The organism is Ktedonobacter robiniae (assembly GCF_016587375.1).
Classification (GTDB): Bacteria; Chloroflexota; Ktedonobacteria; order Ktedonobacterales; family Ktedonobacteraceae; genus Ktedonobacter; species Ktedonobacter robiniae.
The window spans coordinates 3,301,683-3,326,348 of record NZ_BNJG01000001.1 but is presented as its reverse complement, the minus strand read 5'-3'; the positions used below and the strand labels follow the sequence as shown (position 1 = coordinate 3,326,348).

Annotated in this window: 18 protein-coding genes; 10 read left to right on the top strand and 8 right to left on the bottom strand. The window is 54.9% G+C overall.

All coding sequences use genetic code 11. From position 1 onward, the window contains the following. The first annotated feature begins 121 nt into the window (after positions 1-121). Together JMJ04_RS13925 and JMJ04_RS13920 are read left to right on the top strand one after the other, a co-directional pair. The gene (locus JMJ04_RS13925) at positions 122-1,048 is read left to right on the top strand and encodes a DnaJ domain-containing protein (protein WP_201371072.1); all 927 of its coding nucleotides are present in this window, start codon (positions 122-124) and stop codon (positions 1,046-1,048) included. Between the two features lie 157 nt (positions 1,049-1,205). Beyond that, a complete protein-coding gene (locus JMJ04_RS13920) occupies positions 1,206-2,123 on the top strand; it encodes a dihydrodipicolinate synthase family protein (protein WP_201371071.1) in 918 nt (305 codons plus the stop codon). Positions 2,124-2,243: 120 nt separating this feature from the next. Here the strand turns inward: JMJ04_RS13920 and JMJ04_RS13915 are convergent, their stop codons facing one another. Continuing rightward, entirely contained in the window at positions 2,244-3,110 is an 867-nt protein-coding gene (locus JMJ04_RS13915; RefSeq protein ID WP_201371070.1) for a hypothetical protein, read from the bottom strand. 328 nt (positions 3,111-3,438) lie between these two features. On the opposite strand from JMJ04_RS13915, the gene JMJ04_RS13910 reads away from it, so the two are divergent. Together JMJ04_RS13910 and JMJ04_RS13905 are read left to right on the top strand one after the other, a co-directional pair. Beyond that, positions 3,439-5,613 (top strand): sensor histidine kinase, encoded by a 2,175-nt coding sequence (locus JMJ04_RS13910; RefSeq protein WP_201371069.1) that lies wholly within the window; start codon positions 3,439-3,441, stop codon positions 5,611-5,613. Positions 5,614-5,739: 126 nt separating this feature from the next. After that, complete coding sequence (locus tag JMJ04_RS13905) at positions 5,740-6,204, top strand: response regulator transcription factor (RefSeq protein WP_201371068.1); 465 nt, start codon at positions 5,740-5,742, stop codon at positions 6,202-6,204. Between the two features lie 108 nt (positions 6,205-6,312). Here JMJ04_RS13905 and JMJ04_RS13900 read toward each other — a convergent pair whose 3' ends face one another. The 3 genes from JMJ04_RS13900 to JMJ04_RS13890 form a co-directional block, all read right to left on the bottom strand. Further along, on the bottom strand, positions 6,313-7,449 hold the full coding sequence (locus JMJ04_RS13900) for a serine/threonine-protein kinase (protein ID WP_201371067.1): 1,137 nt from the start codon (positions 7,447-7,449) through the stop codon (positions 6,313-6,315). 146 nt (positions 7,450-7,595) lie between these two features. Further along, the gene (locus tag JMJ04_RS13895) at positions 7,596-8,945 is read right to left on the bottom strand and encodes an FHA domain-containing protein (protein WP_201371066.1); all 1,350 of its coding nucleotides are present in this window, start codon (positions 8,943-8,945) and stop codon (positions 7,596-7,598) included. A 175-nt stretch (positions 8,946-9,120) separates the two neighbouring features. Beyond that, positions 9,121-10,314 (bottom strand): protein kinase domain-containing protein, encoded by a 1,194-nt coding sequence (locus tag JMJ04_RS13890; protein WP_201371065.1) that lies wholly within the window; start codon positions 10,312-10,314, stop codon positions 9,121-9,123. 1,251 nt (positions 10,315-11,565) lie between these two features. Between JMJ04_RS13890 and ppc the strand changes: the two genes are divergently transcribed. From ppc to JMJ04_RS13865, 5 genes are all read left to right on the top strand, one after another. Continuing rightward, positions 11,566-14,475: a phosphoenolpyruvate carboxylase gene (gene ppc, locus JMJ04_RS13885; RefSeq protein ID WP_201371064.1), complete on the top strand. Its 2,910-nt coding sequence runs from the start codon at positions 11,566-11,568 to the stop codon at positions 14,473-14,475. Between the two features lie 569 nt (positions 14,476-15,044). Further along, positions 15,045-16,352 carry an argininosuccinate synthase gene (gene argG / locus JMJ04_RS13880; protein ID WP_201371063.1) on the top strand — a complete coding sequence of 436 codons (1,308 nt, stop codon included), beginning with the start codon at positions 15,045-15,047 and terminating at the stop codon, positions 16,350-16,352. A gap of 3 nt (positions 16,353-16,355) precedes the next feature. After that, positions 16,356-17,762 carry an argininosuccinate lyase gene (gene argH / locus JMJ04_RS13875; RefSeq protein ID WP_201371062.1) on the top strand — a complete coding sequence of 469 codons (1,407 nt, stop codon included), beginning with the start codon at positions 16,356-16,358 and terminating at the stop codon, positions 17,760-17,762. 2 nt (positions 17,763-17,764) lie between these two features. Then, the gene (locus JMJ04_RS13870; protein WP_201371061.1) at positions 17,765-19,024 is read left to right on the top strand and encodes an argininosuccinate synthase; all 1,260 of its coding nucleotides are present in this window, start codon (positions 17,765-17,767) and stop codon (positions 19,022-19,024) included. Between the two features lie 76 nt (positions 19,025-19,100). Beyond that, complete coding sequence (locus tag JMJ04_RS13865) at positions 19,101-19,838, top strand: metallophosphoesterase family protein (RefSeq protein ID WP_201371060.1); 738 nt, start codon at positions 19,101-19,103, stop codon at positions 19,836-19,838. A gap of 50 nt (positions 19,839-19,888) precedes the next feature. Here the strand turns inward: JMJ04_RS13865 and JMJ04_RS13860 are convergent, their stop codons facing one another. Together JMJ04_RS13860 and JMJ04_RS13855 are read right to left on the bottom strand one after the other, a co-directional pair. Further along, positions 19,889-21,031 carry a hypothetical protein gene (locus tag JMJ04_RS13860; protein WP_201371059.1) on the bottom strand — a complete coding sequence of 381 codons (1,143 nt, stop codon included), beginning with the start codon at positions 21,029-21,031 and terminating at the stop codon, positions 19,889-19,891. A gap of 246 nt (positions 21,032-21,277) precedes the next feature. Beyond that, positions 21,278-22,399 carry an RNA-guided endonuclease InsQ/TnpB family protein gene (locus JMJ04_RS13855; protein WP_236038022.1) on the bottom strand — a complete coding sequence of 374 codons (1,122 nt, stop codon included), beginning with the start codon at positions 22,397-22,399 and terminating at the stop codon, positions 21,278-21,280. A gap of 143 nt (positions 22,400-22,542) precedes the next feature. On the opposite strand from JMJ04_RS13855, the gene JMJ04_RS13850 reads away from it, so the two are divergent. Next, the gene (locus JMJ04_RS13850; RefSeq protein WP_201371057.1) at positions 22,543-23,121 is read left to right on the top strand and encodes a nitroreductase family protein; all 579 of its coding nucleotides are present in this window, start codon (positions 22,543-22,545) and stop codon (positions 23,119-23,121) included. 60 nt (positions 23,122-23,181) lie between these two features. Here JMJ04_RS13850 and JMJ04_RS13845 read toward each other — a convergent pair whose 3' ends face one another. Both JMJ04_RS13845 and mscL read right to left on the bottom strand, forming a co-directional pair. Beyond that, entirely contained in the window at positions 23,182-23,715 is a 534-nt protein-coding gene (locus JMJ04_RS13845; RefSeq protein ID WP_201371056.1) for an adenine phosphoribosyltransferase, read from the bottom strand. A gap of 359 nt (positions 23,716-24,074) precedes the next feature. Next, entirely contained in the window at positions 24,075-24,605 is a 531-nt protein-coding gene (mscL, locus tag JMJ04_RS13840; protein WP_201371055.1) for a large conductance mechanosensitive channel protein MscL, read from the bottom strand. Between the last annotated feature and the right edge of the window lie 61 nt (positions 24,606-24,666).

The window sequence follows — 24,666 nt, the reverse complement described above, 5'->3', positions numbered from 1 at the left end:
TGATCCGCGAGAGGATGAGCAAATGCTCATCCTCTCTTTTCTTTTCCTCCGGTACGATTCGCTGAAAAGTTTTCTCCTTACAACCATTTTGGACTTCTGCCGTTATACAATAGAGGAATAAATGTTTAGCCTGCCACCGCGCAGACCAGCATGCAGCGAGATTAACGACAAGGATATGAAGTCAGAGAAAGATTATTACGCCGTTCTGGGCGTGGCCCCAAGCGCTACGCCAGCCGAGATCAAGGAAGCCTTTAAGAAGCTGGCCTTGCAATATCACCCCGACCGCAATAAAAGCGCGGACGCCAACGAGCGTATGAGCGAACTCTTGAAGGCTTATCAGGCCCTTAATAATCCGGAAGAACGCAAGAATTATGACGCCCAACGCAAGCGGGGGAATGGCGCCACAACCATCCCAGGACAGGCCAGAAGTGCATACACGCCTGGAGGGGCAGCCCGTGGCAATAAGCACGAGGTCTCGCCGGGTGCCAGGCGAGATCGCCTGCGTCACTATGCCTTCCCTGCCTACAGGGTTGGAGAGCCAATGGTGGTCGATCTGGGAGAGATGAGTTATACCCTCTCGTCAGACAAGGCCCTGACCCTGGCTGAGCAGGGGCTGTTACGTGGCAATGCCCCACGCCGTCCCACGGATGATGAGTTTTACTGTCATCGCTGTCACCATCACTGGAGCCACTCTGGTCATAAAGGAGAGCTGCCCCAGGCCTGCCCAAAATGTCATGTGCGCGACTGGCAGGAATATCTATTGCTGCGCTGTAGCCACTGCAAGGCTATTTTTGAAAGCGAACAAATTCGCTACGAGATAGGTGCATATACCTATAGCAAACCACATCACACCAGGGATGATCGCTGCCCTCCCTACGAGCTCTTCCCGCTCTGTCCCTATTGTGGGCAGTCACAGTGGTGCCCGGCGGAAAATCATCGTGTAAGCACGCTGCGCAAAAAATTGGAGACCCAGCGCCTCGTCTGGATTAGCACGATCATAGTGTTTGTCGTTGTTGTAGGCATCATAGCCCTGGGTTTTCTTCGCTAGAACCAAACAGGACCAATGAGGGACCAGGCCAGGCCAAATTTTGTGGATGCTACAATGCCTTTTATACTGTCATAGAGTATTCGCTTGACACATTTATTTTTTCGATTCATCGTCCCGAGTGGCTTCTCGCACTCATCCTCAGCACAGGAGGCGTACCGTGCAGACCTTACTACCAAATGGTGTCTATCCCCCACTACCCACCTTTTTCGACGCCCAGGAGAATCTGGACCTCTTCACATTGCAAAGGCATATGCGAGCCCTCCAGGAGAGCGGTATCGCGGGCTATGTTTTGTTAGGCAGCAACGGAGAAGCAGCCCATGTGACCTCTGAAGAGCGTGCTCAACTCGTATCCACAGCACGCGAGATGATGGATGAAAGCACAGACACGCTTCCTCTGATAGTTGGTTGTGGCGATCAAGCAACACGAACAACCATCGCCCATTGCCAGCTCGCGGCACACTCCGGCGCCACCATTGCGCTCGTCCTGCCACCCTTTTATTTTCGTGGCCGCATGGATTCTCAGGCGCTACTAAAACACTATCGCGCCGTTGCCGACGCCAGCCCCATACCAATTTTGCTCTACAACATGCCCGCCAACACTGCTGGCCTCGACATGGATGTCAACCTTATTTGCCAACTCGCCGAGCATCCAAATATCATTGGACTCAAGGACAGCAGCGGCAACGTCGCCAAAATGGCCAGCATCGTCGCCCAGGCCCCAATAGACTTCTGTGTTTTCGCCGGGAGTGCCAGTTTCCTGCTACCTTCCCTGGCGATTGGCGCTGCTGGCACCATTGCGGCGCTGGCCAATATCTTTCCCCACGAGGTCTGCCTGGTACAGGCCCTCTTTGAGGCAGGGCAACTGGAGGAGGCTCGTGCGCTTCAGGCGCGCCTGATTCCCGCCAATACGGCAGTAACCACCACCTATGGCGTCCCAGGCTTGAAAGCGGCTCTGGAGATCCTTAACGGCTATGGTGGGCGGCCACGTATGCCCCTGCAACCACTTAGCACCCCTGAACACGAACAACTATCGCGTCTCCTGGCAGCTACGCCCATGGATGCAGCACACGTGTAGCTGTGATAGTCCGACGCTACTAAAGTACGCGTCTGCATATGATGATACGGGCATGTTGTTAAATCATATGCAGACGCGTACTTTAGTAGCGTCGGGCCGAGTAGTATGCCGTTACAAAAGCTACTGCACAGTATAATTAACTTTCTGTGCCAGTTGCTTATCGCCACAGGCGGTCGAGGAGGCCCAGTAAATCTCCACGTGACCTTGCCCCTTGCCACCTGTAATAGCATAGGAGTACGTCCTGGTAGAGGTTGCCTTGACCGCGATAGGATAGGTAGCAAATTGCTGGTCACCAATATACCACTGCAAGCAGGCCGCCCCACCCTTGCCCGCAGGCAGTCCAAAGGTCACATACATTTTCTGTCCCGCCTGAAAGGTATCGCCCGTATCCGTCGGCTTGGCAGTCTGCATATCCACCGAATGCGCCATCTGGGCGTCGCTGACATATTGAGAAGCGGGATACTGCCCGGGATCTGTAGTGGGGGTTGGGGTTGGGGCCGTGTCCGTTGGCGTGGCCTGGGCATCTGGGGTCGGGGTTGTGCCACTCACGACCTGCTGGGGAGCACTTGTCGGGCTTGGTAACACCGTTGTCTTGTGATTATCATTCGAAGTCTGCGAAAACGCGGACGCAAAAACAAACACCAGTACCAACATCATCGCGCCGATGAATACACTGATACCAGCGATGGTCAAAGGCAGGCGCGACGAGCGCTGGGGGGCCCGTGGCTGAGCAACATTTGTTGAGGCCATCGAACCGGCCGGGCCATTGAAGCCTGGAGGAGAGGCATAGGGTTGAGGGCCAGGGCGGCCATTGTTGGCAAAGAGTTGCTGCATTTGCGGGTTATAATTAGCCCCGCCAGCTCCTCCCCCTGGCCCCTGTTGCCACTGCTGCCCCGGCACAGGCTGTCCAACTGGCGCGCCCGCAGCTGGCGGATACATACCGTTCCCCATTGGCGTGGGAGTTCCTGGTCCCGGCCCACCCTGCATTCTACCATCGTTCCCTTGATTTATGGCGGCGCCACAACGCGGGCAGCTCGTGCGCGAAGGAGAAACGGGAAAACCACAATTCATACATCGCATAGATAAATCCTCTCGAAAAGCGTAGCCCCTTATGAAAGAGTGTTCATTTGATATGACGAAGCATCATCATATTTGTAATCATCAATAGAACTATGCGAGGCGACGGCCTCAGTTCGTCGTCTACTTGACACCTCTAGGCAGCACCTTTACAATACACTCATTGATAAAAGGTGATAGATCAAGTAAACATCCAGGCCATAGAGACCGTGGGATAGTTGGAAGCTAGGATAAAAACGTGACACAAGGCGTTAATGTAGAGCAAATACTGGCACCTCACTTGCCGCGCTTAAAAATGAGCCTGCAACACGCATGGGATGGGCATCAAGGACGAGAAAATGAGAACGACGCGTGGCAGCTCTTTCAGACGCTCATCGGCACACAGGATCACGATGAGTCATCCCTCACCGCGCGCTTTGAGCAGGTAGGACGCCGACTCGTCACCTATGATGAGAAGCTCGATACGCGACTGCAAGAGATCCAGAGTTTTGTGGATGCCGCAGCCACCGAGATCAAGCACATCTTTCAGGAGCATCCCGAAGAACTTGTGACCACGCTTGGATACCTCTACCAACTACACAATAAAAGTGCCCTCGCACTCACACGGGGGTTCCAGCATGTCGTGGAACAGCAGGCCAGGACTACCACACATTTAACGCAGCAGCTTGAGCATCGCCTCCTCGCGCTTCAGCGGGTCAATGGCTACAGCAACTCTGCCATGGACCTGGACCAGACCCTCGAAAACACAGCACAGGTAATTGCTGAGGAGCTGAATGTCGATCTCTGCTCCATCTTCTTCTATGATGAGCTTCAACGTGTCCTGACCTTGCGTGCAACCAATGGACCACGTCCCCTGGGTGGTATGCACTTCATTCTGCGTCTAGGTGAAGGCTACAGTGGATGGGTCGCCGATAAGGGCCGCCCCTTGCACTCAAACGACGCCCTGGGCGATCCCAACTTCGCCACCGAGGCCCGCTCATACAGTACCCCCTACCGGGGCGTGATGGCGCTCCCCATCATCTTCTTTGGCACCGCCGAACGCCTCATCGGCGTCATCAGCGTGCAATCAAGCGAGCCGCGCGAGTTCACCCGCGACGAGGTGAACTTTGTCGAGGTAATTGCAGGCATCATCGCCATCAATATCGAGAATGGCCGTCTCTACGAGCAGACCGACGAGCAGCTACGCCGCAAGGTGCACGAACTCGCCACCATTCACCGCGTCTCCTATATCATCGCCTCCACCCTCAATCTGGAAGAGGTATTGCAGATTATCACCACGCAGGCCGTGCACCTCTCAGGTGCCGAGCGCTCGTGTATTTTTGAGCTCGATCCCGACCGGCGACGCCTGCATGTGTTGGCACACTATGGGCTGAATCCCGAGCAGGCGAGCAATCTCCAGATTGGCGTGGGCCAGTGTTGCGCCGGCCGAACCGTCCAGACCGGGCGTCCCAGCATGGCGGTAGACTGCTTCCATGCCGACGAGCATTGCTTTATTCATGATGACCCGACGCTCTCATCAGAGATTCACTCGGTACTCTGTGTCCCGCTTAAGGTTAAGCAGAAGGTGCTGGGCTGTATCTGCATCTACAGTAGCCATCGTCACCTTCTCAGTCCTGAGCAGATGCAGCTCGTCGTTACCTTCGCCAATGAGGCCGCCATCGCCATCGAGAATGCGCGCCTCTACGAAGAGACCCGGCGTGGACTCGAACTGAAATCGGTGCTCCTGCGCGAGTTACATCATCGCGTCAAAAATAACCTGGCCACGGTCGCGGGTATTCTCTCGCTTCAACGCCGGCGTACCAGATCGCCCGAGGTACGCCATATTCTGGCGGAGAGCGTCAACCGTGTACAAGGCCTGGCCGCCACCCATGACCTGCTCGCACATGAAGATGTCAGCGAGGCGCGCGTCGACGATATCGCGCGCAAGATTGTGGGCGTTGCTAACGCCAACCTTAGTCCGCCCGAGAAGCGCATCTCCTTCCAGGTCGAGACCTGTCCCGTGGTTATTCCTTCCCGGGCCGTAACCATCCTCGCCCTGGTCATTAACGAAATGGTTTCTAACGCGATTAAGCATGGCATGGCCGAAGTAACACGCGGCACCGTCATTATTCGCGGCTTCGAGGAAGAGGATGGATATGTCGCCATCCAGGTACTCGATAGCGGCAAGGGGCCATCAGCCGAGCATGAGCAGCAGGAAGAGCCAGGCGAGAGCGGCGAGGGTCTGGGTCTCTCCCTTATCAAGAACCTGATTGGCGACCTCGGTGGCCGCTTTGCGCTGCGACGCGAGACCATCACCCGTCCCGCGAGCACCAAACAAGACGAGCAAACCAGCGGGGAGACGGCGGAGTATACAGTTGCGGAGGTCCGTTTCCCACTCCGTCGCTCGCGCCCAACCTATGCCTTGAATAGTTAATCTCGTTGCAACTTCTTTCTATTTGGTGGTGTGCTGGGTCTCGCAGCCGCAGGCTGCGAGACCCAGCACACCACCAAATAGAAATTGGAGAGAGTAGAGGCAAGAAAGATGCAGAACGAGTCTCCAGTGAAACACAGGATCCTGGTTGTCGAGGATGAGGCAGCCATTCAACAGGTTTTATGTTTCTTCTTAGAGCACAATGGTTTTGCAACGCAGGCCGCTTATAATGGGCAGGAGGCCATCAACCTTATTCCCCAGTTTCGCCCCCACCTGATCATCCTGGACCTGGTCATGCGCCCGGTTTCTGGCTGGGACGTTCTGCACTGGCTGCATAGCCATCAGACTAATCCCCCCATTCCCGTCCTCGTCCTCAGCGCCCTCGTTAATTTATCTGAACAACTCCAGGGCATCGAAGAGGGTGCCATCGAATATATTACCAAACCCACTCAGCCCAGCATTATTGTTGAGCGTGTACGCACGATCCTCTCACTAACAGCAGAACAACGCCTGATGCTGCAACACAAACGCCTTGAAGAACGACGCAAAATGCTTGAGCGGCTCCGCGCCAATCCCAGTGATCGCCTGACATAAAACGGCTCGACGCTGTTAAAACACGCGTCTACATATGACGTGTATATGTAGACGCGTGCTTTAACAACACCGGACAGGGCACAAAATTAATCTCTTTACGCCTCACGACTAGACGATCAAGGGTTGGCCGCACGCCGTGCAGAAGCGATTATTAGCTGGATTCATCGTACCGCACGAGGCACACTGGTTCATGGGTGCCCCACAGCGCGTGCAGAAGCGCATGTTGGGCTTATTATAATGCTGGCAATAATGACAGGGATACATCGCCACCTGGCGACCCTCAGCCACAGAAGGAGCAGCCGGTTGCTGTGGTCGCACATAGGCACTGGTGTTTGGTTGAGCATAGTAGGGATTCGCTGGCGCGTTAGCTGCTGGATAGCTAGCTGCCGGCCCAGCTTGTAGTGAACTAAGCGCTTTACTGAGTGCATCCCCCATGTCGCTGGCGCGTTGATAGCGCTGCTGGGGATTTTTCGCCAGGGCCGTTAAAATGATATGCTCAATAGGGGCCGGGATATGTGGATTGAAGGATGTGGGACGCGGTGGTGGCTCATAGATATGGCTATGGGCCAGAGCAGGATAGTTATCGCCCCTGAATGGGGTATACCCCGTCAAAGACTCGAAGAGCATCACACCCAGGGCATAGATATCTGCGCGGCCATCCACAGAACCTCCCTGGCACTGTTCAGGCGACATATATTCAGGCGTGCCTACGCCAGCCCCCGGACGCGTCAGGTTGCTCTGCGTGACGGCAACCACCTTCGCGATACCAAAGTCGGAGAGGATTGGACGATCCGCATCCATGAGTACGTTCACTGGCTTGACATCACGGTGAATAATGCCCTGCTCATGCGCATAGGAGAGCGCACTCGCGATCTGCGTAAAGATAGGAACGGCCTCGGTAATATCCATTACCAGCCCTTCACTATGCAACATATCAAGACGATTCTTCAGCGTCCCGCCTGTCACCAGTTGCATAACAATGTAGAGATGCCCGTTATGTTCACTGGCATCATGAACTGTTACGATATTAGGATGGGAGAGGCGAGCAACAAGTTTTGCTTCTAGATTGAAACGTTCTACAAAGCTCCGGTCCGCGGCATACCAGGGCGGAAGCACTTTAATCGCAACCTCGCGATCAAGGTTCTCTTGAAATCCCTTATAGACGCGGGCCATGCCTCCCTGCCCAAGCTTGGCAAGAATGCGATAGTTGCCAAGCGTTGTTCCAATGAGATCGTCTTGCTCCATTGTATCGCAATGCCACGCAGGAATACATGCACCTTGTATACAAGAGGCACTTCGTGCCTACGTGGCAGTATCTATGTTCCTTCTGTAGATTTTTGTGCTGTACTACAACGTACCATGTTTCGCGCTCTCAAGCAAGAGAAGCGGGACTAACGCCTGGCAAAGACCAGGACTGTCTGTCCCAGCTGAATGCGATCGCCTTCTTGCAACTGATACGTCTGGTACTTATTCACCAGCTGCCCATTGACCTTCGTGCCATTCGCGCTGCCCTCATCCTTCAAGGCATAGTTGCCATTGCCCATATTCACGATAGAGGCATGCAGACGTGAGACAGCCAGGTCTTCCAGGAAGATATCGCTCTCGCGGCTACGGCCAATGCTCAGGCTATCCTTGCGCACCTCGTAGATACGGCCAGGCTCTTTACCTTCCTCGACACGTACCATACCCAGACTACCGACCTGGCCACCGGGGCGAAGCACGGTTCTATCGGCATCGGAGGCAAACACGGTCTGATCCTGCTGCATCCCCGGGGTATTGGGTCCCGCGCCACCCTGTTGCCACGCGGGTGCCCCACCAGGCTGAGCGCCCCAGGCCCCTTGCTGCGGCTGTTGTGGCTGAGATGCTGCCTGATTCCAGGAGGGATTGGAGCCACCAAAGGACGCAGGCGCGGACTGTGACTGAGGGGCCTGTGCTCCCCACGGCTGTTGCTGCCCCTGGTTCCAGGCTTCCTGCCCCTGTTGCTGCTGACCCTGGTTCCAGGGCTCCTGTGTGGCCGCTGGCGCGTTCCAGGAAGGCTGTGAACCTGCACCGGTCGCTGGATTGCCCCACTGATTAGCAGGCTGCGGAGCTGCGCTTGCTGGGGAGGCTCCCCAGTTACCTTGCTGCGGCTGTTGTGCGGCTGACGCCCCCCAACCCTGCTGCTGTTGCGGCTGTTGCGCGGCATCCCAGCTTGGCTGCTGTGGCTGTTGCGCAGCATCCCAACTCTGTTGTTGCTGCGGCTGTTGCGCTCCCCAACCCTGTTGCGGCTGCTGCTGTGGCTGTGACTGGCTCCAGGCATTGTTCTCTCCGCCCTGGCCCCAGCCTTGCTGCTGCTGTGGCTGCTGCGCAGCTGATGCTCCCCAGTTCTGTTGCTGTTGCGGCTGTTGCGCTCCCCAACCTCCCTGCTGCTGTGGCTGGGCCTGTGACTGGTTCCAGGCGTTGTTCTCTCCGCCCTGGCCCCAGCTCTGTTGCTGTTGCGGCTGCTGCGCTCCCCAACCACCTTGCTGCTGCTGTGACTGGTTCCAGGCGTTGTTCTCTCCACCCTGGCCCCAGCCCGGCTGCTGCTGGCTCTGCCAGTCGCTTGCGCTAGAAGCCTCAGCCTTTTTCTTGCCACTACTGCGAATAAGCAAGAAGGCGGCAATCAAGATAACAACAGCGAGAACAAGAATGGCGATTATAATTATTGGCGTGTTCACAGGCAAAGTAACCCCTAATACAAAAATGTGCTTGGCCTCTTTCATAACTTTACCCCTCTGATTGTAGGGGTGGCAGAAGTAATCTCGCCGCGACAAGGAGCCAGGCATTTCTCCAGTCGCGAACAGCTGCCACCCGAACTCAATCGGGCACCCTTGCGGGCACCCCTACGATTGCGACGCGCTTGTGTGCAACAAACTCAGGCCGGCCGACACACAATAGCTATCGCAATTCAAAGCGTACCTCAACATTGCCGAAGCGGAGAATATCACCATCCTTAAGCTTACGCTCCTCATGCGGCGTTAAAATCTCTCCATTCAGGCGCGTCTTATTCAGGGCATTCAGATCCTCTACCGTATATGTTCCCTGCTGTCTACGCAGATACGCGTGTCTTCGCCCAACGGTCTTATGCTCCAGATCGATGTCGGGATATATACCTAGTGTCGGATCGTGCCGCCCCACTACAAGCAGTTCACCCTTGAGGGCGTAGGGCTGACCATTCGCAAGCGCCACCAGGCGGGCCTCTTTCTGCTGTGAAGCCGCGGCGACGGCGCCAGATGGACGTCCAACGCCACTCGCCTGCAAGCGCTCAAGCAATTGATCCAATGCCGCAATGAAATCCTGGGGGGTTGCATAACGCTCATCCGGTGCCTTTGCGAGTGCCTTCTGCATAAAGAGATCGGTCTCCATCGGCAAATCCGAGCGAAGCCGACAGATAGAGGGCACCTTCTCATTGATCTGCTTGATCACAATATCCACTGCGGTATCCCCCTGAAAGGGGGGGCGACCCGTAAGCATTTCAAATAAGACCGCGGCAATTGAGTATAGATCAGAGCGTGTATCAGCCGAACGGCTGCTTTCAGCCTGTTCTGGCGAGATATAATTAGCGGTCCCCATAAAGACATTGGACTGAGTCAACGTGACCGTTTCGCGACCACGCGCCAGGCCAAAATCGGTGATCTTCACAAGATTGCTTGTATTAATAAGGATGTTTTGCGGCTTGATGTCGCGATGCACAACACCCTGTTTATGTGCGATACACAACCCCTCAGCGATTTGACGTGCATACCCAATGGCCCGGATCGGGTCCATCAAACCATCATTGATCATATAATACTTCAAATTCTGGCCATCGATATAATCCATCACAATATAGTGCATATTGCCATCATTGCCATAGTCAACAATGCGCACAATGTGAGGATCATTCAGATGCAAAAGAATATGCGCCTCTCGCTGAAAGCGTGCCAATAAGTCCTCGTCGCTTGAGAGATCCAGGTGCATGACTTTTACGGCGTAAATATGATTGCTCTTGAGGTCACGAGCAACATAGACAGTTGCAAAGCTCCCTCTTCCTCGTTCGTCAATAAGCTTATAGCGATCCCTGATGATGTGACCAATCATGTCGCCGTTCATAATACCCCTTTGTGGAGACACCACCCTCATGCCTTCGGGCAGAGTAAGGGAACAAAGGCAAATACTTTGCTCCACTTGACAATATCCATCCCATATTAGCGGCTTCATTATACACCATCTGCTTACGCATGTCATGGGAGTATACAGCCATTCCTACCTCGCTCCATTGCCCCTTTTTAATAAAACATGCAGAACATGCTTTTTTAGGCCAGGTACAATCAGAGATCAGGCTGGCTACACTCCTTCAAGATGGCGATCAAACCACTCTTTGTTTCCAGTATTCGCGCACCTGAGAGACAGCAAAAGTTTACCCTTTTTGCTCCCTCCTCTCCAGAGAGGCGAAGGTTTCTGACAGCGTATTCTATCATATCAGGCTTGAAAAGCGCTCTCTTTTAGGACTGACATAATATAAACGCCATCCTGCTGAGGTTTTAACCTAACAGAGGTTGCGCTTTATAGCCACACTTTGTAATTGAAACGTGCGACAGAAGGATGTAGTTGCATTTTTACCGGTTCCCAGGCTCGAAGAGACTACGCCGAAAACAAAAAAATAGGAGAGCCTCAAAATGAGGACTCTCCCATCACAGCCTTTCGGCCAACTACTCATGGAATGCTGCGGAAGAAGAACGCTGGAAGGACACTGCTTCTATTCGCCCTGCCGGGCGCTCCAGACACTCTTAAGAAATCAGCATATCTGAGCACGATACCTCACAAGAAACAACTCGCCGCCGAGCCAGACCATTCCTGTGATTGGAGAATGGTTCCTAGCTGTGCCTATCACCCTTGATAGTCACCTTTTGTACGCTTTGTACGAATCCGCCAAAACGTAACCTTTCGCCTACCTGCTATAAGTATAAATAGCAGCGCTCCATTTCTAAATAGCTATTTTACGAGAAGTTCCCACCATTCTTTATGTGCAATTTACACAAACACCCCTTGCTAAGCAGCAATCACGCAGCCTTTCAAACAGTGCTTATTATCCACACAAAGATTCTCTCTGGCGCTAAATATTGTGCATTTTATCCATCCCCTCCCTATATAGCATTTCATTTACCTCGGCTCACGCAATGAGCCTCTGGGCTAAGAAGTGTGCATGAAAAGAGGGCAGAGTCTTTTTTCCATGCATACTTCTTAACCCAGGAGCACAATACGCTCATCTTGTGTATGATAAAATAAGGAGGGCGCAACGACGAGCCAGCATGTCAGTGGCAATGGAGGCCGCGCTAGTATTTGAATTGGAAGATGTGCCATATGCTAGAACAAGAAACTCGCCGCGAAAAAGATGCTCCCCTGCGGTACGATATTCGCACCCTGGGCGATGCACTGGGGCAGGCCATCAAGCGCTATGGCGGATACACCGTCTTCGATACCGTCGAACGGTTGCGCATCTCCTGTAAGCGCCTGCGTGAGTGCACCGATCTTCTTGCGCATGCCAGCGACACAGAAGCCCAACGCCTGCACGCAGAAATTCATGAGCTCGACCAGGAAATTACACACATTGTCGCGACCTGTGACCTGGGCACGGCAGTTGATGTCATTCGCGCCTTTACTGTCTATTTTCACCTGGTCAATACAGCCGAACAATACCACCGCATCCGGCGTCGCCAGGTCTATGAGGAGACACCCCACCACACGCCTCAACGTGGCTCACTTGCGGCGCTGATCGCCTTCTTCAAAGAGCAACAGCTCAGCCAGGAGACACTTCAGCAGCTCCTCGACTCGCTTGCCATCGAACTGGTATTTACGGCTCATCCCACCGAGGCCACACGCCGCAGCCTGATCACAAAAACCAGTCGCATCGCGGGCCTGCTTGAGGACCGTGACCACGGGAAGATCAAAACGCCACGCCAACAAAAAAGCTGGCAGCACAACCTGGAAGGCACAATCGACCTGCTCTGGCGGACAGACGCGGTCCGCCGGGTCCGCCCACAACCCATTGATGAGATCAAAATGGGTATCTACTACCTGGATGAGGTGCTCTACCAGGCCCTGCCCGACCTCTACGCCGAGTTTGAGGATCTACTGCACGAGGTCTATCCCCAGGCCCAGGTTCCACCCTTCCTACGCCTGGGCTCCTGGATTGGCGGTGACCAGGACGGCAATCCCTTTGTTGGACCCGAAACCATGCATACCGCGCTCCGCCTTCAGCGTGAACACATCATCAATCACTATCGTGATACCATCGAACTCCTGGCCCAGGAGTACTCACAGTCTCTCTCGCACACACGTATTACGCCAGAACTTCAGGAGGCTATCGAGCGTGACGTGCTCCTGTTACCACAATATGATCAAGAACTGGGTCCACAAACGGCCCTCGAACCCTACCGGCGCAAGCTCTCCTTCATCTGGAAACGCCTGGGCGCTACGATCACGCCTCCCTCATCGACCGAGCCCTATACTCAGACCTTTGCGCCGCAGTCCAGGCAGAAAGCCAGGCCCTCCATTGCCTTCTCAAGCGCGGAAGAGCTGCTGACGGAGCTGCGCCTGATCCAGGATAGCCTGCTGGCGGACGGCGAGACCGAACTGGCCCGAGGCTATCTTGCGCACCTGATACGCCAGGTCGAACTCTTTGGCTTCTACTTTGTGGCCCTGGATATACGCCAGCATAGCGCACGACACGCCAACGCCGTCGCCGAGTTACTTCAGCTCACGGGCCTCTATCAGGAGGACTATCGTACCCTGGATGAGCCAGCACGCCTGCGCATCCTGGAAAAACTTCTTCAGGACCCACGCGTGTTGACGCGCCCCGGACTCAAGCTCAGTGACGACACTTGGCATATCATTCACACCTTCCAGGCTATTCGTCAGGCACGCGATGAATATGGTAAGCGCGCGGTTAGCTGCTATATCATCAGCATGTCAAATAGCCTGAGCGATCTACTGGAAGTGCAGTTCTTCTGCAAGGAGTTTGGCCTCGACGACCTGCCTATCGTTCCGCTTTTCGAGACCATCGAGGACCTCCATAACTGCACCGATATCCTCGATCAGGCCTTTACGCATCCCGTTTATAGCATCTACCTGGCCAATTGCCAGCGCCAGCAGCAGGTGATGCTTGGCTACTCTGATAGCAGCAAGGACGGCGGCATTCTCACCTCAAGCTGGGAGCTCTACGAGGCGCAACTACGCCTGGCCGCGCTGGGACGGAAGCATGGCATAGGCATCACGATGTTCCACGGACGTGGCGGCGCCATTGGACGCGGCGGCGGCCCCATTTATGAGGCAGTCCTTGGCCAGCCGCCAGGCACCGTTAATGGACACATCCGCATTACCGAGCAAGGCGAGATGCTCTCCTTCAAATACGGTCTCTACGAGATCGCCATTCGCAATATGGAACTGGTGGCAGCGGGCGTGGCCCGTGCCAGCATTCCCGATGAGCGCATCATTGAGAAATACGTCCATCCGCATGCGCCTGAAGAGTGGCGAGACGTCATGCGCGAACTCTCGTCAAAGGCGCACGCCCGCTACCGTAACCTCATCTACAATGATCCTGCATTCATCACCTTCTTTGAGCAAGCAACCCCTGTTTCAGAACTGGGCTGGCTCAACATCGGCTCGCGTCCAGCGCGGCGCGCAAAAAATCGCGCCATTGAGGAGCTTCGCGCCATCCCCTGGGTCTTCTCCTGGATGCAGAGCCGCTATGTGCTGCCAAGCTGGTACGGAGTCGGGGGCGCCCTGGAAGAATACATTGCCGATCATCCCGAGCACCTGGAGTTACTGCGCCACATGTATCGCCACTGGCCCTTCCTGGGCGCCTTCCTGGATAATTTGCAGATGACGCTCTCCAAGGCCGATATGCATATCGCCCAGCGCTATACCTCGCTTGTGGAGGATCCCACGCTACGCCAGCGCATCTCCCAGCAAATTCAAGAGGAGTATGAGCGTACGCGCAAGCTGGTCATCAGCATCGTCGGAGGCGAAAATCTTCTCGATACCTCGCGTGTACTCCAGGAATCGATTAAGCGGCGTAATCCCTATGTCGATCCCTTGAGCTACTTCCAGGTCGAACTCATCCAGCGCCTCCGTGCCCTCGGAGGGCCGCTCATGCTGCGCAAAGATGAGGAAGAATCCGCGACCGAGCAGGATCTAGAGCGCGCACGCCTTACAAGCGCCGTCCTACTCACCATCAACGGCATCGCCGCCGGCCTGCGCAATACCGGCTAATCCACGTCTATGGCGCTCATGGTACTGTGTGCGTGCAACTGTGGCAGATCTACAGTTGCACGCACACACACATTCACTTTTTCCCCATTGACATTTTGTGGGCTGGCCTGTATCATAAACAACAGTAGCAAAAATACTGAGCCTGTCCCGCGTTGAGCGAAAGAAGTACAGAAGCAGCAGCCAACAGCGATCCGAAGCAGAGTGGAAGTTCGGAACGGCTAGGCACTTCTCGAACGCCTTCGTGAGCGGTCGACCGAAGAAAATCACTTGCATCCCTCCCCAGAGAGATATGAAGGGTAAGTAGGTTGAGTGGACGGTTACCACGCAGCACATAACCAGAAAAGTGGTCTTTCGTGACTTCGCTACAAAGACGTAGGGTAATGAGATTCCTCCATCGTTGCTCGTTACCAGATCGAAGGAAAGACAAATAGGGTGGCACCACGGGTGTGTACAGGAGTTTTTCCTGACGCTCTCGTCCCTTCTTCAAATGTGACGGAAGGGGCGAAGGCCGTTTAAGGATCATCTCCGCTCCTTCCAGAAAATTTTCTCAGTTTGAAGGAGTACACACGATGGTAACCAACAATCAGACACATCTGACCCAGGCGACAACCACCAGCAGCCAGGACGCGCTTGCCCTGGCCCTCCACAAAGTCAACTCCGTTGACGTTCCTCAGGGAAACACCATTGCCCTCGCCTTTTCGGGCGGCCTGGACTCGACACTCTGCGTCAAGCTGGCTGAAACCAAGTATCATGCCAGCAAGCTCTACGCCATCAGCGTAGATGTGGGCCAGGGTGAAGAAGAGCTCAACATGAGCATCCAACGCGCCGAGATGCTGGGTATCACACCTATCGTGCTTGACGCCCGCGAGGAGTTTACCACACAATGGCTTACCAAAGCCATTCAGGCCAACTCAGACTACAATGGCTATCCCATCTCAACCTCAATGACCCGCCAGCTCATCGCAAAGAAAGTTGCCCAGAAGGCGCTCGAATTGGGCTGCGACGCCCTTATGGAGGGTTCTAGCGGGAAGGGGAACGACCAGTACCGCATGCATAATGTCTTTAGCCTCTTCGCGCCCGGACTCCCCACCTTTGTCCCTGTGCGCGACTTCGACCTGACACGCGGCGAAGAGCAGCTCTTAATGGAAAACTTCGGTATTCCAGTCGAAGAGTTGATCGCCGGTGGGGATGATAAGACAATGTGGTGCCGCTCCATTGCAAGTGGTGGTATAGGCCTGGATACCGAGCTTCCTGACTCCATCTGGATGTGGCTAAAGCCACCTCACACGGCGGCTAATCAACCTTCGACCTTCAAGATTACCTGGGAGCACGGCCTCCCGGTCGCGCTTGATGGCGAGGCACTCCCCCTGGACGAGATCATTCAGAAGCTCAATGTCCTGGGCGGTGAGAACGGTATCGGCAAGATCGACATGTTCGAGGACGGCATCATGGGCTTGAAGTCGCGCGAGATCTACGAGGCTCCCGGCGCCCAGATCCTGCTCAAGCTACACCGCGATCTCGAACTTTACTGCCTGACCAAGGAAGAGATACCCTTGAAGCGTCAGTTGGATGCCCAGTGGTCAAGTATGGTCTACCACGGTGAATGGTTCCACCCACTCAAGAACGCCATCGATGCCTTTATCAGTACTACACAGCAGGCCGTGAGCGGCGAGTATGTCGTCAGCCTCTACAAGGGCAATATCGACATCGTCTCGCGCTCCTCGCACAGCGGCCTCTTCTTTCCCGATGTGCGTTCAATCAATAGCGCCAGCTTTAATCAGAAGGAGTGCGCCCCTGCGGCGCATCTACGCGGTCTCCCTTACGAGCTGATCGCGCGCCGCAATAAGCTGGCAGGAATTACCCAGGAAGGATTGTAAAACGTGACAAAACTATGGCAGAAAGGCTATAGTTTGAACGAGAAGGTCGAGCGCTACGAGGCCGCGCAGAACAGCGCCCTCGACGCTCGCCTCGTGCGCCACGATGTCTGGGGCTCGCTCGCCCACGCCGCCATGCTGCATAAGATTGGGGTGTTAAGCGAGCAGGAGCACCAGACTCTCCACGCGGCCCTCTGCACCGTTCTAGAACTAGACGCCGAGAAACAATTCCAGATTCTCCCCTCCGACGAGGATGTGCATACCAGCATCGAGAACTTCCTGTCGGCCAGAACCGGGGACGCGGGCAAGAAGATCCATACCGCCCGCTCACGTAACGACCAGGTGCTCGTCGATATGCGCCTCTACGGCAAGGAGCAGCTCCACCAGGTCAGCAGCAAGCTCTTCGCGCTCACTAGCACGCTGCTAACCTTCGCGGAGCGTTATCAAGACGTGCCCTTGCCTGGCTACACGCATATGCAGCGCGCCATGCTCTCTTCTGTGGGACTCTGGGCCGCGTCTTTTGCCGAATCGCTGCTGGACGACGAGCAGTTGTTAGCTGGCGTCTATGCGCTCAACGATCAATCACCACTGGGTTCAGCGGCAGGCTACGGCGTTCCCCTACCCATTGATCGCCAGTTGGTCGCCGACACGCTCGGCTTCGCACGCGTCCAGAATAACGTCATCTACGCTCAGAATAGCCGTGGCAAGACCGAGGCCGCGGTCGTCCAGGTGCTCTCGCAGATCATGCTTGACCTGAGCAAACTGGCCCAGGACGTGCTCCTCTACACAACGGTTGAGTACGGCTTCCTGCGCATTCCCCAGGAACTCTGTACCGGAAGCAGCATCATGCCTCAGAAGCGCAATCTAGGCGTGATGGAACTGGTGCGCGCGCGCACACAGACCATGCTGGCGCTTCAGCAGCAGATTCTCGGCATTGTGAGCGGCCTCCCCTCGGGCTTCAATATGGACTACCAGGAGACCAAGGGACCCTTCTTCGCGGCCCTCGACCTGGTTCAAGAGAGCCTGGATATTTGCGAGCTCGTCATGAGCCATATCGAAGTCGACGCCGAGCGGGCGCTCGCGGCCTGCACCTTTGAACTCTTCGCCGCCGACCAGGCCTATGAGATGGTGACCGAGGGCATGCCCTTCCGCGATGCCTACCGCATCGTGGGCAAAAAGGTCACCGCCCAGCTTGACAGCAAGGTCCCCTTCCCGGTCGAGAGCCAGGAGCAACTTGTGGCACGTCTGCATGCCCGCAACCACCTGGGAGGCACGGGAAATCTGAATCTTGGGCAGGCCCAGGAGCGCCTTGCTCAGGCCCATACAAACTGGGAAACACGTGCCCAGGCCTTCAAACAGGCCATCCAAACACTCGTCGGACCAACACATACCGCCATTCTGGAGATTGAATAACTATGGGAACCGTGGTACTCGCCTACTCTGGAGGTCTGGATACCTCCGTCGCGATTCGCTGGATCAAAGAGAAATACGACCTGGATGTGATCGCCCTGACCATCGATGTGGGCAATGAGCGCGATCTCTCCGCCATCGCCGAGCGCGCGCGCAAGATCGGCGCAGTCAAGGCCCTGGTCGTCGATGGACGCAACGACTTCGTCCGCTATTTTGTCTGGCCCGCCCTCCAGGCTGGAGCCATCTACGAGGGGCAGTATCCCCTCGCCACGGCCCTGGCTCGCCCACTGATCGCGCGCCTGCTCGTGGAGGTCGCGCGCCAGGAGGGTGCCGTCGCCGTCGCACATGGCTGCACCGGCAAAGGCAACGACCAGGTACGCTTCGATGTCTCAATCAATACCCTCGCGCCCGACCTGAAGATCATCGCCCCTGTGCGCGAGTGGAGCATGACGCGCGACAACGAGATCGCTTATGCCGCAGAGCATAACATTCCCATCCAGGTCACTAACGCCAGCCCCTACTCGGTCGACCAGAACCTCTGGGGCCGTAGCATTGAGTGCGGCATCCTAGAAGATCCCTGGGCTGAGCCACCCGCTGAAGTCTACGCCTGGACCAGCGATCCCGACACCCTGGAGGCCAAAGCGCCTACCTATGTCGAGCTTACCTTCAAGCAAGGCATTCCCGTGGCGCTCAATGGCGAGGAGCAGGAGGGGGCCGAGATCGTCGAGACCCTGAACCGGATTGCTGGGACCTATGGCATCGGGCGCATCGACCATGTGGAAAACCGCCTGGTCGGCATCAAATCACGCGAGATCTACGAGGCGCCCGCCGCTGTGGTGCTGCACGCCGCCCACCAGGCGCTGGAGACCATCACCCTTAGCCGCGACCAGGTGCGCTTTAAAGACATTGTCGCGGGCGAGTATGCGCGCCTCATCTACAACGGCCAATGGTATAGTGCTCTGCACCAGGACCTGGCCTCCTATGTCCAGAGCACCCAGCGCTTCGTCAGCGGCACCGTACGCATGAAGCTCTCGCGCGGACACTGTACAGTAGTAGGACGCAAGTCCGAGCACTCGCTCTATGACCACGGCCTGGCGACCTATGACAGTGGCGACCAGTTCGACCACAACGCCGCCCTGGGCTTTATCAAGCTCTGGGGCCTGCCCCTCAACACCCAGGCCCAGGCGCAGATTCTCCCCTCCCTCGGGCTGGAGGAGAACCTGCTCAACAGTGGCAACACCAAAGTCCTCAAAGGCGCAGAATAAATAGTTGTGGAAACAGGCCGCCAGCGGCGACCTGTTTCCACAACTATACCCTAGTTTACTTGCAAGGAGGCGCGCCATGCGTTTAGCCATACTCTCAGATATCCATGGCAATCTTCCCGCCCTGGAGACTGTCATAGCAGAGTTAGCAGATGAGCAGGTAGATCACATTCTCTGCCTGGGTGATGTCGCCGCCGGTGGCCCACAACCCGGAGAGACTCTGGACCGCGTCAAAGCCCTGGGCTGGCCTGTCATTATGGGAAATACCGACGACTGGCTGCTCGCACCACAACTTAAGGAGCATACCACGCGCTTCGGGCAGTACGACCAGGACATCAGTCTATGGTGCGCGCAGCAGATCAGTGAGGAGCAAAAGGCCTTTATTCGCAGCTTTCAGGCCAGCGCTCTGATTCCGCTCTCGCCCCAGCATACCCTTCTTGCCTATCATGGCTCGCCTCGCTCCTACCGCGAACGCATCCTCGATATCACTAGCGAAGCAGAGCTTGATGCTATCTTTGGCGAAACCCCAGCCACTATCCTGGTCGGAGGACATACCCATGCCCAGCTCTGGCGTCGCTACCGCGATAAACTCATTCTCAATCCCGGCAGCGTTGGCATGGCCATGGACCGCGTCTCGCCTGTAGACACCATCCGCAACCCGCCCTGGGCCGAATACGCCATCCTTACCATCGAAGGCAAGCGCCTGAGTGTAGACCTGCGGCGCACGCCTTTCGATCCACAGCACCTCCGCACCATCTCCCTCCAACGCGGCATGCCCCACGCCGACTGGGCCAATAACGAGTGGGGACTCGAATAGCATGTACCTTCCTATAAACAAACCTTGTAGAAGCCAGGCTGGCCTGGCTTCTACGCTTGCGCTAAATGGTGAAGCAGATCCCAGAACTCCTGGTCGCCCCGCAGGACCTTGCTGGTCAGTCCCAGGTCAATACGCTTGCAACTTCCCTCATAGACACTAACACTGAGCACGGGCAGATCCCACTGCGTAAAACTCAGGCTCGTATACCTGGCTTTACCAGCAATCTTGTCTTCGTTTGAAGGGCAGTTCGGCTCTGGCTGCGTTGTAGGGAGCGTCAGCACCTTGTCGTAGAGCTTCAACAGCCGTGTTACATCCTTAACCTGCTTCTGTTGATCTCCAGTGTTGCTATTAATCTGAAGCATTAGCTGATCGGGACGTGCCTGGGAGAAGGTGGCCTGGCGTAACATCTCCGCAAAAAGCTGATCGAATTGAGTATCGCGTTTGTAGGTACCGGTGCGCGATAGATGATTACCATCCAGTGAAATAGTGCCACAGCTTTTATTGATTAGCGAAGAAATCACCTGCTCCGCAGTATGAAAGACCAGGCGATACTCGGGATAGGTCTCCTCCTGACAACCTGGACCTATAGGCTGAGGAAACGGAGCCAAAAGTTGTAGTTTGAGGATGCTATTGTAGAGGCGTTGTGCAATAACAGTATCCGCAATTTGCGTGCTCTCAACCTGCATTTCAGGCTGAAGAGTATGCAGAATAGCAACACTCTGAGGCTTTGCGGCAGGCGTCGCTACGTCAATAGCCTTATCCAGTAATGTCCAGAATTCATTTGAAGCTCGGCGATCCCCGGCCTCACCCTTGATAGAAACGGGACGACATCCATCTCTCTGGGCCAGCACCGAAACAGCTTTCCTCTCGCCTTCCAGGAAGGTCAGCATGTAGTGAGGGCCGCGTTCAGCAGTACAGGCGATGTTATCTGGCATCTGTTCTAAGGCATAGATAGTACTGTAGAGTTGTCGCACCATCTGTGCATTTGTCAGTGTCACAACCGGCTTTGTCTGTGTAGATGGTCCTACCAGGTCTAGTGTAATTTGCACACGCGTAGGATTAGCTGTCGGGGTACCAGGCTTCCATGCAGGTGGCGTTCCCTGCTCTACTACACTGCCACATCCACTGAGCCAGAGAGATACCCCCACCCAAATAAGTCCATAGAAAGGAACAAACCATTTTTTTGCATCCATATCAATGCTCCTTCACCTCAACCGAAGTCAAAGCCATTAGTTTTCTCGTCTTTAGAGACGTCGCATAGATACAGTTTGTTCCCAACTTCATTACATCTAAGCATGCCTCAATTAAACGGCATGGCAATCAGCAAAGCGCGCCGTAATGGATTATAATATCTCAATAGCCTTTTGATCTAACCATTTATAGCATGCAATCAAGCAGAGTTATCACAATGAAAGAAGTAGAGATAGAGAGTATTGTGACTACTCCCCCGGATAAATCGCAGGGGCTTCTAGGGACAAGCCCAAGCCTTGTAGTCCCAAGGCAAGAATATTCTTGGATGCGTTGAGATCTCGATCAAGTTGAACATGACAGCAGGGACAATCGAATACCCGAACCGAGAGTGGCATCTTTTGCCGATGCCCACACTGGCTACAAGTCTGCGAGGTATAGGCAGGATTGACAGCCACATAGGTTCTGCCAGCTTCTTCCGCTTTGCAGGACAGTTGGCTGAAAAACGCCGACCACGATGCATCCGCAATGCTTTTTGCCAAGCAATGATTGTGTATCATTCGATTGACGCGCAAGTCTTCAACGCAGATGATTCCAGAGTGCGCAACAATGTGATGGCTGTTCTGGTGAGTGAAGTTGTCTCGACGGAACTTGATACGTTCGTGGACACGAGCGACTACCTTACGATGCTTGCGACGTTCAGGAGATCCTTTCACCAGTTTGGAATGCTTGCGTTGCACTTTGGCAAGAGCCTTCTCTTCCTTACGAAAGAATTTAGGGTTCTCAATCTCTTCTCCTGTCGAGAGGGTGGCGAAGGTCTTGAGTCCAACATCAATGCCAACCTGCTCAGCACACTCAGGCAGTCGCTCAGGCTCGCACTCAACCGAGAACGACACGTACCATTTGCCAGTTGAGGCACGATGGATGGTACACGTTTTTATCGTTCCCTTCGCCAGGCGATGATACACCATCTTGACACTTCCAATTTTGGAGAGGCAAACCCGATCATCGCGGGTAATGCTAAACCCACTTTGAGGGAAGGTGAAGGAATCGTAGCGATGAGCTCCACGAAAACGGGGGTATCCAGGTTCCTCACCTGCCTTGATCCGTCGAAAGAAGGCTTTGAATGCAAGATCAATACGGACCGCGACATTTTGAAGCACCTGAGAATGAACCTGTTTGAGAGATGGTCGTTCTTGTTTAAGAGCAGGAAAGGTGTCTTGTTGTTGATAGAGAGAAAGGCTTTTGCCTTCTTGCTCATAGGAGGTTTTGCGTTGTTCCAGCAAATGATTATAGAGCCAACGGCACTCTTCAAGCGTCTCGTTGAGCTTCTTGATCTGCTTCTTTGTTGGATAGATTCTATACTGAAACATTTTACGCATGCGTACATTATCGCACAAAATAGAACGAATGTCAATGTGGCGGGTTTCTCCGCCCTATCTCCCCAAAGAAAGGAAGAGCGATTCATCCCCTGGATACATCATAGGGGCTTTCTCGCTCAGTTTCTGTAAAGTCTATGAGCATAAGCGAAACCATAAGAAGACGGCGCAGTATTGGCAAAATGACAGAGCAGGTGCCAACCCGCGCACAAATTGAGGAGATTCTAGAGGCCGCGACCCATGCACCCAATCATCACCGCACCGAGCCCTGGAAGTTTATCGTGCTGGCAGGCGAGGCACGTGCAGAGCTGGGACTGGTCATGCAGGAGGCCCTGCTTTCAAGCCTGGGCGATCTTCCCCTGACCCAGGTGCAGGCACGCCTGGAGAAAGAGCGCCTGAAGCCGTTGCGCGCCCCGGTGATTATCGCCGTCGTCTCAGCGTTTCCCCGCAACGACGAGGCCCTGGATATTGAGAATGTCGAGGCCACGGCGGCAGCGGTCCAGAATATGCTGCTGGTCGCCGAAGAGCTGGGACTGGCGATCATGTGGCGCACAGGCGACGCCGCCTATAATGACCAGGTCAAACGCTGGCTAGGGGTCGAGACTGAAGACCATATTGTGGCCTTCCTCTATGTGGGCTATCCAGCCATCCCCCGCCTGGAGCGCCGCGCAACTCCGCTTTCCCAGAAAACCACCTGGTACGGCTGGGAAGAGTAAGTACATAAAAAGAGACTGTGCGTGATAGCTGGCCATCACGCACAGTCTCTTTTTATGTACCTAGTATTTGATTAGCGCGAAGACATCGTGGTCTTTCAGGTGCTCGCGTCCCTTGAGGAAGCTCAACTCCACCAGGAAAGCGACGCCCGCGATATGTCCACCTAATTTCTCAACCAACTCGATAGCGGCCTCTACCGTCCCGCCCGTCGCCAACAGATCGTCTACAATCAAGACACGCTGCCCAGGCTTGATAGCGTCCTTATGCACCTCGACAATATTTGTGCCATACTCCAGGGCATACTCAATGTTAATGGTCTCCGCCGGAAGTTTACCAAACTTCCGCACCGGCACGAAACCACAATTGAGCAGATACGCCAGGGGAGCACCAAAGATAAACCCGCGTGACTCTACACCGACAACGGCCTGAATATCGGCCCCGGCATAGTGCGCGGCTAGGCGTTCAATCGCCGCGCGGAAGTACGGTCCATCCTGCAACATAGGGGTAATATCTTTGAATAGCACCCCCTTCTGGGGAAAGTCTTGAATGTCGCGAATGCGATCTTCCAGGCGTATTGGCTCAGATGTTGACGACATGAGCGATCTCCTCTGTCTCCATGAATTCTGCCTCCTTATGCGAAAACCAACGCCGCTCTCGCGGCTAGCGCTCCCGCGCTCAGGTTTTCGAGAGGCACTACTAGCGTTCAAAATGAACAATAACATAGGGGCCGCCAAGATCATTATAATACAACTTGACATGCCCCTCTTCAGCACACACCAAAAATCCAGGTTCCTCGTCTAGCGTGTTCCTGTTTTCTTTTCCATATGCAGTATAGCGTCAGGATACCCATACGTGCAAGCAGGATAAAGGGTAAAGGGGTGTGTGCTGGTGGGCTGGCGGAGCCAGCCCACCAGCACACACCCCTTACTAGATGTCTATAGTGGTGCGCGAAACGCTATGAGCGCGCCGCGACCTGCTGCTGCTCTCCAGATGGTGGCAGTTGAGCCGTGCAATACGCACAGCGCGTGGCCTTGAGCGGAATGGTGCTCAGGCAGTAGGGGCACTCGCGCGTGGTGGGGGCCTCAGGCTCCTTCTTCGATGCAAAGCGATCCTGCAAAGCAGTCACCGGGCGCACCACAAAGAAGTAGAGAGCCAGAGCCGTCAACAAGAAGGTAATTGCGGCATTAAGAAAATCGCCATAGGCAAAATGTTGTCCATAAAAGCCCGCAGCATTAGCAGCTGGCCAGACACCCTGACTTAAATTCTGTGTAAATCCAAACTGAGTCAAAAGAATACCAATCAACGGCGTCAAGAAATCTTTGACCAGGCCATTGACGACCGCTGTAAATGCGGCACCGATTACGATACCGACGGCCAGGTCAACAACATTGCCGCGTAAGATAAATTTGCGGAAGCCACCCAGCTCCCCCATGCCCACCTTCCAGCCGCGCTCACCATAATCTCTAAATGTATCGAAACGACTCATAAGATAGCCACGCTCCTTTGTTGCTTACAAATGATGTTGAAAATGATCTGAGGGAAAAGAG

Excerpts from the sequence above, each read along its gene's own strand:
- argG (WP_201371063.1), top strand. The coding sequence starts at position 15,045 with ATGGTAACCAACAATCAGACACATCTGACCCAGGCGACAACCACCAGC.
- JMJ04_RS13865 (WP_201371060.1), top strand. The coding sequence starts at position 19,101 with ATGCGTTTAGCCATACTCTCAGATATCCATGGCAATCTTCCCGCCCTG.
- ppc (WP_201371064.1), top strand. The coding sequence starts at position 11,566 with ATGCTAGAACAAGAAACTCGCCGCGAAAAAGATGCTCCCCTGCGGTAC.
- JMJ04_RS13915 (WP_201371070.1), bottom strand. The coding sequence starts at position 3,110 with ATGCAGGGTGGGCCGGGACCAGGAACTCCCACGCCAATGGGGAACGGT.
- JMJ04_RS13845 (WP_201371056.1), bottom strand. The coding sequence starts at position 23,715 with ATGTCGTCAACATCTGAGCCAATACGCCTGGAAGATCGCATTCGCGAC.
- JMJ04_RS13870 (WP_201371061.1), top strand. The coding sequence starts at position 17,765 with ATGGGAACCGTGGTACTCGCCTACTCTGGAGGTCTGGATACCTCCGTC.
- JMJ04_RS13925 (WP_201371072.1), top strand. The coding sequence starts at position 122 with ATGTTTAGCCTGCCACCGCGCAGACCAGCATGCAGCGAGATTAACGAC.
- JMJ04_RS13890 (WP_201371065.1), bottom strand. The coding sequence starts at position 10,314 with ATGAACGGCGACATGATTGGTCACATCATCAGGGATCGCTATAAGCTT.
- JMJ04_RS13850 (WP_201371057.1), top strand. The coding sequence starts at position 22,543 with ATGAGCATAAGCGAAACCATAAGAAGACGGCGCAGTATTGGCAAAATG.
- JMJ04_RS13895 (WP_201371066.1), bottom strand. The coding sequence starts at position 8,945 with ATGAAAGAGGCCAAGCACATTTTTGTATTAGGGGTTACTTTGCCTGTG.
- JMJ04_RS13860 (WP_201371059.1), bottom strand. The coding sequence starts at position 21,031 with ATGGATGCAAAAAAATGGTTTGTTCCTTTCTATGGACTTATTTGGGTG.
- JMJ04_RS13900 (WP_201371067.1), bottom strand. The coding sequence starts at position 7,449 with ATGGAGCAAGACGATCTCATTGGAACAACGCTTGGCAACTATCGCATT.
- JMJ04_RS13855 (WP_236038022.1), bottom strand. The coding sequence starts at position 22,399 with ATGTTTCAGTATAGAATCTATCCAACAAAGAAGCAGATCAAGAAGCTC.
- mscL (WP_201371055.1), bottom strand. The coding sequence starts at position 24,605 with ATGAGTCGTTTCGATACATTTAGAGATTATGGTGAGCGCGGCTGGAAG.